The 11,832-nt window shown below is 69.1% G+C and carries 8 protein-coding genes and 1 pseudogene; 3 read left to right on the top strand and 6 right to left on the bottom strand.

Going from position 1 to position 11,832, the window contains the following annotated elements; genetic code table 11:
- Window positions 1-29: 29 nt before the first annotated feature.
- Window positions 30-1,127, top strand: a complete 1,098-nt coding sequence (locus ACWGKT_RS28155) for a substrate-binding domain-containing protein (RefSeq protein ID WP_453275913.1) — start codon at window positions 30-32, stop codon at window positions 1,125-1,127.
- Window positions 1,128-1,620: 493 nt separating this feature from the next.
- On the opposite strand, the gene ACWGKT_RS28150 is transcribed toward ACWGKT_RS28155, so the two are convergent.
- Window positions 1,621-5,217: a S8 family serine peptidase gene (locus ACWGKT_RS28150; RefSeq protein WP_453275912.1), complete on the bottom strand. Its 3,597-nt coding sequence runs from the start codon at window positions 5,215-5,217 to the stop codon at window positions 1,621-1,623.
- 210 nt (window positions 5,218-5,427) lie between these two features.
- Between ACWGKT_RS28150 and ACWGKT_RS28145 the strand changes: the two genes are divergently transcribed.
- On the top strand, window positions 5,428-5,643 hold the full coding sequence (locus ACWGKT_RS28145; RefSeq protein ID WP_453275911.1) for a hypothetical protein: 216 nt from the start codon (window positions 5,428-5,430) through the stop codon (window positions 5,641-5,643).
- Window positions 5,644-5,653: 10 nt separating this feature from the next.
- Here the strand turns inward: ACWGKT_RS28145 and ACWGKT_RS28140 are convergent, their stop codons facing one another.
- From ACWGKT_RS28140 to ACWGKT_RS28130, 3 genes and pseudogenes are all read right to left on the bottom strand, one after another.
- Window positions 5,654-6,088 carry a hypothetical protein gene (locus tag ACWGKT_RS28140; protein ID WP_453275910.1) on the bottom strand — a complete coding sequence of 145 codons (435 nt, stop codon included), beginning with the start codon at window positions 6,086-6,088 and terminating at the stop codon, window positions 5,654-5,656.
- 64 nt (window positions 6,089-6,152) lie between these two features.
- Entirely contained in the window at window positions 6,153-7,157 is a 1,005-nt protein-coding gene (locus tag ACWGKT_RS28135) for a helix-turn-helix domain-containing protein (protein ID WP_453275909.1), read from the bottom strand.
- Between the two features lie 748 nt (window positions 7,158-7,905).
- A pseudogene (locus ACWGKT_RS28130) lies at window positions 7,906-8,194 on the bottom strand (S8 family serine peptidase); the annotation flags it as partial.
- A 162-nt stretch (window positions 8,195-8,356) separates the two neighbouring features.
- Here ACWGKT_RS28130 and ACWGKT_RS28125 point away from each other — a divergent pair.
- Window positions 8,357-9,598 carry a ThuA domain-containing protein gene (locus ACWGKT_RS28125; protein WP_453275908.1) on the top strand — a complete coding sequence of 414 codons (1,242 nt, stop codon included), beginning with the start codon at window positions 8,357-8,359 and terminating at the stop codon, window positions 9,596-9,598.
- Between the two features lie 90 nt (window positions 9,599-9,688).
- Here the strand turns inward: ACWGKT_RS28125 and ACWGKT_RS28120 are convergent, their stop codons facing one another.
- Together ACWGKT_RS28120 and ACWGKT_RS28115 are read right to left on the bottom strand one after the other, a co-directional pair.
- Window positions 9,689-10,042, bottom strand: coding sequence for a peptidoglycan-binding domain-containing protein (locus ACWGKT_RS28120; protein WP_453275907.1), 354 nt, complete (start codon window positions 10,040-10,042; stop codon window positions 9,689-9,691).
- Between the two features lie 1,104 nt (window positions 10,043-11,146).
- Window positions 11,147-11,743: a hypothetical protein gene (locus tag ACWGKT_RS28115; protein ID WP_453275906.1), complete on the bottom strand. Its 597-nt coding sequence runs from the start codon at window positions 11,741-11,743 to the stop codon at window positions 11,147-11,149.
- Window positions 11,744-11,832: the final 89 nt, after the last annotated feature.

Here is an 11,832-nt window from a genome sequence, read left to right as displayed (position 1 = left end):
CAAGAAAGGCCCATCTCACCATGCGCAGAATGATCACCAGAGGCATCGCCGCAGTCGGCGCCGTCGCACTGCTCGCCCTGGGCACCGCATGCTCCAACGACCGCGAGGGGCCGACCAGCAGCGGCGGCGACGCCAAGGGCTTCGACAAGGACGCCCTCATCGGTGTCGCGCTGCCGGCGAAGACCTCGGAGAACTGGGTGCTCGCCGGAGACCTGTTCACCAACGGCCTCAAGCAGGCGGGCTTCAAGGCCGACGTTCAGTACGCGGGCGCCTCGACCGCCGTCGCCGACCAGCAGGCCCAGATCTCCTCCATGGTCACCAAGGGCGCGAAGGTCATCGTCATCGGCGCGACCGACGCCTCGCAGCTCTCCACCCAGGTGGCCCAGGCCAGGCAGGCCGGCGCGACCGTCATCGCGTACGACCGGCTCATCACCAACACGCCCGACGTCGACTACTACGTGGCGTTCGACAACTTCAAGGTCGGCCAGCTGCAGGGACAGGCCCTCCTCGACGGCATGAAGGCGAAGAAGCCGAAGGGCCCTTGGACGGTCGAGCTGTTCTCCGGCTCGCCGGACGACAACAACTCCAAGGTCTTCTTCGACGGCGCGATGAGCGTGCTCAAGCCCTTGATCGACAAGGGTGACATCGTTGTCGGATCGGGTCAGAAGGACATCAAGCAGACCGCGATCCAGGGCTGGAAGGCCGAGAACGCGCAGCAGCGCATGGACTCGCTGCTGACCTCGACCTACCACGGCGCCAAGAAGCTCGACGGCGTCCTGTCGCCGAACGACACCCTCGCCCGCGCGATCATCACGTCGGTGAAGGGTGCCGGCAAGCCCGTCCCGGTCGTCACCGGTCAGGACTCCGAGGTCGAGTCGGTCAAGTCGATCATGGCCGGTGAGCAGTACTCGACCATCAACAAGGACACCCGCAAGCTCGTCGCCGAGACCGTGAACATGGTCAAGTCGCTGCAGAAGGGCGCCAAGCCGGAGATCAACGACACCAAGTCGTACAACAACGGCACCAAGGTCGTCCCCGCCTACCTCCTCCCGCCGGTCATCGTGACCAAGCAGAACGCGGCGGAGGCCTACGCGAGCGACCCCAAGCTGGCCGCCCTCACCAAGTAGCACCGGCTGCCTCTGCGTGCCCCTATCGGTTGCGTGGATGCCAGGTGTCCGCTTCTGGTGTACCCGCTTCAAGTCGTAACAGCGGGTATACCAGGGGCCGTGAGCCGACAGGCGGCCCTCCGTCGGCCCGGACCGCACCCCGGAACCTGACGCCGGGGAGCGCCCGGGCCGGATGGCCGCTCCCTGCCTGAGGGACCGGCCTACGGCCGCCTGTCCTCCCCGAGAAGCCATGGCGCTTCTCGGGGAGTCCCTTTTTCGGCTGCGGGGAACGAGCCCGCAGCCGACCGGCAAGCGGAATGGGCGGTGGGGCTGGCTCGCGTCCGTCACTCGTGAGAGCTGCCGTGCCGGTTGACGCGGCGTCAGGGGGCGGTACTGCCGGACCGTTTAGGGCCGACCCACACAGGCCCATTCCATAGCCATGAAGGCGGCGGGCACGGTGGCCGGGCGGGGCCGTCGACTGAGCCCCGCCCGGTTGATCATCCCTTCGTTGATGTCACCGCAGTCCGAAGGCCCGGGTGATCGTCTGGGTGACGGTGTTCCCGGCGTCGTCCCGGGCGGTGACCCGGAGGGTGGCGAAGTCCGCCGATTCCGGCGCGTTCAGGGCGGTCCGCCATCCGTCACCGGTGCGAGTCAGGTCGCTCGCGTGCCAGGTGCTGCCGTCGTCGTAGGAGACCTCCAGGGAGGGTGTCCCGATGGTGGCGGTGGTGCCGGGCAGGTGCGAGGCGGTCACCGTCAGCTCGGCACGCCGATCGGCTCGGCCGGCCGTGTCGGTGTCCACACCGTAGTCGAGCTGGATCAGCGGAAGGGACTCGACCGACTCGGTCCCGGTGGCCGCGGAGGTGAAGTTCCACTCGGTCAGGGTGTGCGTCGAGTAGGGGTTGGCCCAGGTTCCCCGGTCGTTGTCCACCGTCAGCCGGTACGGCAGACGTCCCGGGGCGAGTGCGGGGACCTGCAGCCACTCGGCGTTGCCCCAGTCGAGCTGCTGGTCGCCCTGGTAGAGCGCCATCCAGTCCTTGACGTCGAAGTTGGCGTTGGCTTCGCCCACGTGTCCTGCCCCGGAGTCGCCCCAGCCGGGGGCTGTGATGTACATGGTGTCGAGGTAGCGCACCGGCTGGTAGCCCATGGGGCCCATCCGGGGTCGTTGGATCGGTCCGAACCAGCTGACCTTGCCGGTCTTGCGCGCCGGGTAGTGGAGGACGTCGATGGAGTGCTGTCCGGTCTCGCCCTGGATGAAGGCGTCGTCCAGCCAGGCGGCGCCGGAGGTGACCCAGTCGGTCCGCTCGCCCTGGGCGGGAGCGGTGACCTGGTTGCCGACGGCCCAGCCCCGCCAGACGTCGGCGCGGAACTCCAACGCCTTGCCCGGCCGGTAGTTGCGGAACGAGACGTCCACCTTGCCGAGCCCCTTGTGCTCCTCCCGCCAGGTCGGGTCCGCCGGGACCGCGCCGGACCAGTGGTGCACCACGTCGTAGAGGTAGTCGGTGGTGGGGTGCGAGGTGACCTTCAGCCTGACGGATCCGTGCCGGAGCGCGCCGATCAGGTCGGCGCCCTGATCGGCATTGAGGGTCGCCACGGTCAGCGGGGCCGGGCTCTGGGGACTCCAGGGAGTCTCGTCCCAGGGCTGCAGCCGGCCGGTGCCGGTGTTGACGACCAGGAGCAGCCGGGCGCCCGAGGCCGCGGCGGCCTCCGCCTGTGCCTTGATACCGGCCGTCCTGCTGCCCTCGACGACCACGGCCTTGCCGCGCACGTCCTGGCCGGCGAACTCCTGTGCGGTGCCGTTGCCGGCGTAGACCGCGGTGAGCGTCCGGGTGCCGGCCGGCAGTGGCTTGGCCGCGCGCTTGACCAGTGGGTCGGCATAACTCTTCGACGCCGTGTCCACGGTCAGCGCCGGCTGTTCGAGGCGGAAGCGGGCACCGAACTCGAACTCGCCGACGGTGACCTTCTTGCCGGTCGGCAGCGCCCAGATGCTGTCGTAGGACTCGTTGGGCAGCATGGAGGTCTCGACCAGGCTGTCGGTGAACGACCGGTGCACGTCCAGGCGCGGTGCGACCGCGGTGGTCTGCTTCGGTGCGTGTGCCAGGATCTGCCGGGTCTTGCGTCCGTCCAGGGTAACGGTGCGGTCCTGGTCCAGGTGCACGTCGTTGAAGGCGAGCAGGGCCATGCCCCGTGAGTGCGGCCCGTTGGCCCCCTCCACGTCGGAGATGAGCCATCCGCTGTAGTCGCCGACCGGCAGCCGCGTCGTGCCGGTGCCGGACTCGTCGAGGTCCATGACCGTGAAGAGGTGCTCGGCGGTGAGGACGACCCTGCCGGACAGCGGCCGGCCGGACCGGTCCTTCGCGACGACGGTCAGGTTCTGCCGCTGACCCTCCCTCGCGCCGCCGATCAGGGTCCGGGCTCGCACCTTTCCGTCGCTGTCCGTACCGGTCACCATGGCACTGACCGGCTGATCGGCCGGCAGAAGGTCCAGGTGCGCGGTCAGGTCGAGCGAGGTGGTGCCGTGCGCGGGGACGGTGATCCGGTCGTCGGAGAGGGTGAACAGCCCTGCCGGTACGGTGCCGTCGACCGCCAGGCGGAGGCTGACCGGGGCGTCACCGACGTTGGTGTACGTCACCTTCTGGACGTCGGTCTCTGCCGATTTCGGGGGCCAGGTGTGGAAGCCGGAGTAGGCGCTCGCGGTGGCGAAGACCGTGGCGTGCACCGCCGCTGACGCGTCCAGCCGACCGGCGCCCGCCTGGTACGGCGTGTACGACGGGGTCGCCTTGACGCTGCTGACCAGTGCTTCCTTCAGCTGCGAGCCGGTCCAGTCGGGGTGCTCGCAGGCCAGCAGCGCGGCGGCGCCCGCGACGTGCGGCGTGGCCATCGATGTGCCGCTCATCGTGGTGTAGTAGCCGGCACCCCGCCTGTAGTGCGAGCGTGCCGCGACGATGTCGACGCCGGGTGCGGTGAGTTCGGGCTTCAGCCCGAAGTCGCCGTCACGCGGGCCCTGGCTGGAGAAGTCGGCCAGTTGGTCCTGCCCGTCGACGGCCCCGACGGTCAGCGCGGAGTCCGCGGCGCCCGGGCTGCTGATGGCGTGCGGGCCGCCGTTGCCCGCCGCGACGACGAACAGCGCACCGGTGTCGTGGCTGAGGCGGTCGACGGTCTGGCTCATGGGGTCGGTGGCGTCGCCGCCGCCACCCAGGCTCATGCTGATGATCTTGGCGTGCTGGTCCCGGGCTGCCCACTCCATGCCCGCGATGATCCAGGACTCCTGGCCCCTGCCTTCGGAGTCCAGCACCTTGCCGACGGCCAGCTGGGCACCGGAGGCGACGCCGCGCTCCTTGCCGTCGGAGGCGCTGCCGGTCCCCGCGATCGTCGAGGCCACGTGGGTGCCGTGACCGTTGTAGTCGGCGACGTCGTCCTCGTAGGGGACGAAGCTGGTGCTGGTGTCGATCTGCCCGGCCAGGTCCGGGTGTTCGGCGTCCACGCCGGTGTCGAGCACCGCGACCTTGACGCCCTTGCCGGTGTTCCCCTCCGCCCAGACCTGCGGCGCGCCGATCTGGGCGGTCGAGTCGGCCAGATCGGCCTTCACCTTGGCGTCGAGCCAGACCTTGGCGATACCGCCCGCGAACGCCGGCGTCGACGCCGAGCGGGCTGTCGCGCCGGGGCCGCGGGTCAGCGCGGACCAGAACGCCGGGGCCTGCTTGCGGCTCTGCGCGAGGGCGGCACCCTGGATGCTGTCCAGTCGGCGGACGACGCTCGAACCAGCCACCTTCGGCCGGGTCCGGAACTTGGCGGCGGCGTCGGTGTAGTTCACGATGAGCGGCAGCCGTGAGGCATGAGCGTCGTCGTAGCCCCCGGCGATCAGCCCGGTGACGTTGAACAGCTGTTTGTCCAGCTTTCCGGCGCTGACATAGGGCAGGACGGCGTCCGGATACACGTACGTCGCACCGTCGATGACGGCGCGGTGAAAGCCTGAAGTCGCGCCGTTCGCGGCTTTGAACGACCGGACCACGGTGCCGTCGGCGGTGGTACCCATGGTCACTTTGTCGCCGGTGATCAGCGTGACGGTGTGGAGGCCGCCGCCGGGTGAGCGCTGTGCGGTTCCGGCAGCCACGGACGTGACGGGGTCCGCGGGCGCGGCGGCTGTGGCCGATACGGTCCCGAGGCACAGGGCGGCGACCACGGTGGCGGCCGACAACCCTCGTCTGTAGACGGGCTTTTTGGGCAAGGAGAGCCCCCAAAATGATGGAAGAACGGGAGGTGGTTTGGATCATGGAGGCAGCCTCCCCCTCCAGCAATGGGCTGTGGATGGCGCACCTGCGCCATGGCGCACCTGTGCCAGAAGAAACCGCGCCACCGCCGGAACGGGGTCGCGGCAGGAATCCGGGTCACCGGTGTGCCCGGCCACAAGAAGCGCAGCACGGTCGAACGTGCGGTCAACCGCCTGAAACAGTCCCGGGCCGTCGCCCTTCGCTACGACAAGCGCGGCTACGCCTTCCTCGGCACCGCCACCGCGGCGTCTGCCGCGATCTGCCCCTGAACGTGAACCCCTACGCGACCCAGCAGTAAACGCCCTGGCCCTGGCGACGGGCGCTGCCGACGAGAGCGGCCAGATCACTCAGGATCGCTTCGGCGATCTCCGTGTCGATGACCTCGCCGTCCTCCGCGCGCTGAGCGACCCACGAGACAGCCGCGTCCTTCAACTCGGACCGATCGGCGTCGGCGAGTGCGGCAGACAGCCGAGGCGAGATCGCGAAGACGACGCACCCATCGTCGTCCTGGCCGGCAACAAGACGCGGCTCGTCGGCTTCGAGGAGTTCCTCGAAGCTGCCGCCGGCAAGACGGCACTCCCACTCGACCACAGCGTCTTCGGGATCGAAGTTGCCGACGGAGAGTGACTTGAATGCGCGTCGCGGGCCGGTCTGAAGAGCCAATGCCGCTGACGCGTCATCCGGAGCCACGAAGAACTCGACGATGATGCTCACCCAGGCATCATGCCTGACCGCCCCGACCGTGATCGGCCGGACAGGTCCTGGGTGGCGGGTCGGCTCAGAGCCACCCGCGGCGTGCGGCCTGCCAGGCGAGTTGCATGCGGGTCGCCGCGCCGGCGTGCTCCATCATGCCCTGGATGCGGCGCTGGACGGTTCGTCGGCTCAGCTGCATCTGTGACGCGATCGCCTTGTCGGCGACTCCGGCCACCAGCAGGGACAGCAGCTTGCGGTCGGTGGGGGAAAGGGCATCGGACGGCCCCGCTCCGTCCGTCCCCGAGATGGTGCCGGCGCCGTCGACGTCCAGGGGGACGGCGTCCTCCCAGTAGCGCTCGAACAGGGCGATCAGGGCCGCGAGCAGATTGCTGTCCCTGACGAGTGCGGTGGTGGGCTGCTCCGGGCTGCCGTGCGGCCCACCGGCCACGAGGGGGAAGACGGCGACGGAGCGGTCGGCGATCGCGAGGCGCAGCGGCAGGTGCGGCACGGCCCGGGCGACTTCCCCGGCGTGCACGCCCGCCACCACGTTGTCCACGGCGCCTTCGTCGTCGAAGAACGCCTTCTCGTAGAGCACCCGGTAGCGAACGCCTCGGGCCAGCGCCTGGAACTCCTCGGCGTTGCTGCCCGACGGCATGGCCACGTACTGGGCCTTGCAGAACCAGAGCATCTCGTCCTGCACGCCGGCCTGGATCTGCCTCAGATGCTGACGCAGGGCCTCCGCCCCGGTGATGACCTCAAGCAATTGGCCGGCGTCGTGCCTGCGCATCGTGTCCCGGTAGGACTCGATCAGACGGCTGGCCTCGAACCGGGCCAGTTCCAGCGCGTCGGCGCTGCGCTTGAGCCGGGGCAGCAGTGCCACGTCCGGGGGAGCGGCCCGGAACACCCGGGGTATGCCGTCCGTATGGCTTGCCAGGCCCTTGGAGGCCAGTGCGTCGAGAATCCGCGCGGCGTCCGCGTGGGGCAGGTCGGCACGCTGGGCCAGGTCCTCCGCGGTGGCCTGGCCGGACGTGACGAGCAGCCGGTAGACGGCCTCCTCCTCGTGCGAGACCCCGGCGACCTCCAGCACCACGGACGCCCTCCCCGGATCCTCGGCTTCAACGGTTGAATACCGTACTACATGAGAGGGAAGGAGCAAGGGGTGCACACGGCAGGCCGCGCCCCCAGGCGCAGGCGGCCGCCTGTGACGGCCCGGCCGCCCTGGCCAGGAAGCCGTTGGGGCTGCGGTCGGGCACCTGAGCCGTGCGCCAGGTGCGCCCGTCCTCGTAGGGGCCTCGACACGGACGGTCACTCCGCGCAGGGGGACGGCCGGCCTGGGCGCGGACGTGGACACCGATGGTGTGCGTGCGCCCCGCACGCAGCGTGTTGTGCGCGTCGACCGGCACCTGGTGGTCCAGCTGGCGCAGCGACAACGGCGTGGCCGTGTCCGTCCGGGCCGACGCGACGGACCAGGTGATGGCGGTGGCGACTGCCGCCGCCGTCGCCCTGCACGGCCCGCGACCAGTGTCCGGACTGCGAGTCGGTGAACTCGGGAATCCGCAGCCGCAGCACTTCGCCCACGGGCACGGTCGGGGTGGTCGGGCGGCGGAGTCGACCGCGAACGGGCCGAGGGCGAGGGTGCCGGTGGCGGTGGCCTGGCCCAGAGCCGCGGCGCGCCCGTCGATCTGGCCGCCGACCTGTTCCGTGACCTGCTGGACGGACACGGTGCGGGCCGTACTGATCGGCACGTCCTTCAGCTACGTACCGGTCCGGTCCGGGTGGCGCTGGGCCAGCACGTCGGCGGCGCCCGCCACGTGCGGGGTCGCACGTCTGTCGGTGGGCTCCTCGGAGCCCAGGCTCATGTTGACGGGCTTGGCCCCCTGCGACTCGGCCCACTCCATGCCGGCGATCACCTGGGACTCGCTGCCGAAGCCGTCGTTGCCGAGGACTCTGCCGACCGGCAGCTGCGCGGCGGACGCGACACCCTTTGTACTTGCCCCCGGCCGCGGCGATCCGCCCGGCCAGGTCGGGATGCGTCTCATCCACACCGGTGTCGAGGATGGCGACCTTGACGTCGACTCCGCGGTATCCGGCCTGCCACACGTCCGACGCACCGTTCTGGGCCGCGCTGCTCGCGTGCAGCCGATGACGCGTGGCGCACGCGGCGGCCTCGGGCATGTGAGGAACTTGGTTCAGACCAAGTGTCATTGTCATGAACACCATCTAGGCTCGTGAATGCGGCGCACGCAAAGGCACGTCCTCCCCACGGTCGCGCACGAGGAAGGCCCTCGCATGGTCAGTTCCCGTACGGAAGTTTCCCGGCTCCGCTCGCTGCTGAGACTGCTCGCACTGTTCGCCGTGGTGCTCGGCGTCCAGGGAGGACCCGCACAAAACGCCCACGCTGCAACCCCCTTCAAGGTGCTCGCCTTCTACAACGGCAACTTCGACGCAGCGCACATCAGCTTCGACCATGAGGCCAACACGTGGTTCCCCCAGGCCGGGGTCCAGAACGGGTTCACCTACACCTCGACCACGGACTGGAACCAGCTCACCCCCGCGAACCTGGCCAACTACCAGGTCGTGATGTTCCTCGACGACTATCCGCACACCCGCGCGCAGCAGTCCGCCTTCCAGACGTACGTGACGAACGGCGGCGGCTTCGTCGGCTTCCACGTCTGGGCGTACAACGACGACACGAGCGACTGGCCCTGGTACCACAACACTTTCCTGGGCACTGGAACGTTCCGCAGCAACTCCTGGGGACCGACGGCGGAAACGCTGAAAATAGAAGACCCCGTCCATGCGGCGACCGCGGGCCTGCCGACCACCATCACGTCATCGGTCAGCGAGTGGTACAGCTGGCAGAACGACCTGCGGCAGAACCCTGACATCGACATCCTGGCGTCGATGGCTCCGTCCACGTTCCCGATCGGCACCGACCCCAACCAGACGTGGTACAGCGGCTACTACCCGATCGTGTGGACCAACCGCAGCTACCGGATGGTCTACAACAACTTCGGCCACAACGCGATGGACTACTCGACCAACACGACACTGTCGTCGACGTTCGCAAGCGCCCAGCAGAACCAGCTCCTGATGCAGGAGATCAAGTGGGCGGCAAATCAGTCCGGCCCGGTCACCCCACCCGACACCCCCACCGGCCCGATCCACGGATATGGCGGCAAGTGCGTGGACGTCGCCGACGCCAACCCGGCCAACGGCACGGCGGTCCAACTCTACGACTGCAACGGCACCAACGCGCAGAACTGGACCGTGGGCACCAGTACGCTCACCGCCCTCGGCAAGTGCATGGACGTGACCGGCGGCGGCACCGCCAACGGCACCAAGGTGCAGCTCTACGACTGCAACGGGACTGGCTCGCAGGTCTGGCGGCCGGGGGCGAACGGATCCCTGCTCAACCCTCAGTCGGGCAAGTGCCTTGACGCCACCGGGCCCAGTTCGGCCAACGGCACCTGGCTCCAAATCTGGTCGTGCACCGGAGCGGCCAACCAGAACTGGACCCTGCCTTCCTGATCGGGGGTGCCAGAGCGGAGGCCCGCGGCGGCCATGAACGCGGACGACCGGCAGGCGCGGGTGACTCGTGCGCTGCATGGCTCTCGGGGACTACTTCGTGCGCAGCATGAGGGCGTAGCGGGTGTTGTCCCCGTAGACGCCGGTCTCGTCCCCTCGTACGCCGTACTGCTCCTGGAACCGGGCCACGGCCTGCCGGACTTGTGTGTCGAAGTGTCCGCTGATGGCACCACCGTCGTAGATGTGCGGGATCTGGAGCAGACGTACCTGCAACTCGTACACCCCATGGCCGCTGTCGCCCTCGCGCAGTAGCCCGGTGCCCGGGATCTCGGGGAGAGGGGTGTCGCCGGGAGTGGGCTGGTCCGGTTGCCCCAAGGACGCGGGCGGCACCGTCGGTGTGGGGTGCCCGTTGCTGAGCAGCGATGAGGCGAGGAACAATCCGCTCACTGCGCCCAGTCCGAAGACTCCGGCGGCACGGGTGTGGCGCCGGTGGGTGAAGCGCCGATGTTGTCGGCTCCCTGTCTGCGTGGGCGTGGGCACCGGGCGTGGTGGCGTCGGGGAGGGTAAGGCGGCGGGGCGGTCCGTGGGGGAGGCCGGGCTCTGGTGGCTGGCCGGGCGGGGGATGTCCGCAGGTGAGTCGGTCCTTCGGCCCGCGCGATCCCACAGAGGGGCGGGAGGTGGGAAGGCGGCCGACGGCTCGGCCTGCGCCGGGCCCGCGCCGCTTGGGGTAGGCGGCTCTGCTGCCTGTGATGGGCGAACTGCCTTGGGTCGCATGCCGCGTGACCACAACGGTTCGACCACGGCCTCCCGCGGGGCCAGTCGCGCGCGACCGGATCCCGGTGGGTTCGTGACGAACGGTGGGAGGCCTTGCGGGCGGACAGGAACCAGTTCGATTCGAGGTCCCACGCCCTGTGTACGTGGGTACGGAGGCGACGAGGCGGACGGGGTGAGGGGGATGGAGCTGCCGTGTCCGGCCGCTGCGTCAGGGTGCTCGAAGGACCGCGGCGGGCTTTCAACCCTGCTGCCTTCCGTCATCGCGTACAGGTCGGCGCGTGCGGCATCCAGACCGTCCAGAACCGCCTGAAAGGAGTTCTGGATCTCGTGCGCGGGGTCACGCCCCCAGGCGGGGGCTCGCAGCGGTTCGGCGTCGTTGACTTCCACGAATAGCCCTCCTCGACCAACCTCCGTGGGATTCCGTGCCGGACCCGATCGATTCGCTGAACTGGCCGGTGTTTGGGGGAGCGTTGGGTCGTAGTTACGTGTGGGGAAGCCGGGCCGCGAGCGTTGGCTGACGGCTTCCTTGTGAGGCGATACGCAGTCCGCGTGGCGTTGTCTCAATCCGCGCCCGGGTGATCGCCGCTGCTCCCCGCTCGCGGCCGCGTTTCTTTGTCCGGTTCGTCGTTGGGCGTGGAAGGTGAGGCGGTCGAGGCCGGTCCGCGCTCTTTGCTCCGGTCTGTCGTCTGGTGAAGCAGGGCTTCTTCAAGTAGGTGTCACGACATGCCAGGGCGCGGCAAAGAGTGCCCGGGCGCAACGGAGCTTGCTCCGGCCGCCTCACTGCTCCTGGTCGGGCCAGGCTGAGACAAGGTCGCGGAAGCCGGCGAAGCGGGGGCCAGGGACCGTCTCCTGGATCGTGTGGCCGTTGAGCCAGCAAATTTGGAAGGTGTCGCTCTCGGTGTCGAGCAGGCAGCACACTCCGCCACTGGCGGCGGTGAGGTTGTTGAACACCGCTCTGATGCTTGCGGACCGCTCGAACAACCGGCTCATCCCCGAAGTGGCAGCGGTGAACTGCAGCGACGAGTAGCCAGGGTGCAGCGCGGGTGCAAACCGGACCGTGAGGTAGATGTAGCCGATCGCAACCCTGCCGAGTTCGTCGAGTTTCGGATCAGGGACCTGGCAGAACTCGCGCACCGCGTCGTCGACGGCGAACATGATTGAGGTGTCGAGTTCAAGCATGCTGCCTGTGGAGCAATCGACCGCCTCGCTCTTGAAGTTGGACGTGAAGGGGACGACGAGCTGGTCACCGCCGGGCAGGGTGACCGTAAGCGGCGGCACTCGATAGGTGCGCGCCGCCAGGTCGGTGAGTTCGGTCAGTGCCCGGGCGAGGTTCTGGGCAGGCACGATGATCTCGTAGCTGTAGTCGAGCCCCATGCAGTTCACTTCCTTGTGTCTTGTGGATCACGCTTGTTCTGCACCTGCCCAAACGGCTCCGAGTCCGCTTCGAGCGACGCGTCGACCGC

It is taken from the genome of Streptomyces sp. NPDC054794, from assembly GCF_053611585.1.
This window is presented reverse-complemented; position numbering and strand designations above follow the sequence as displayed.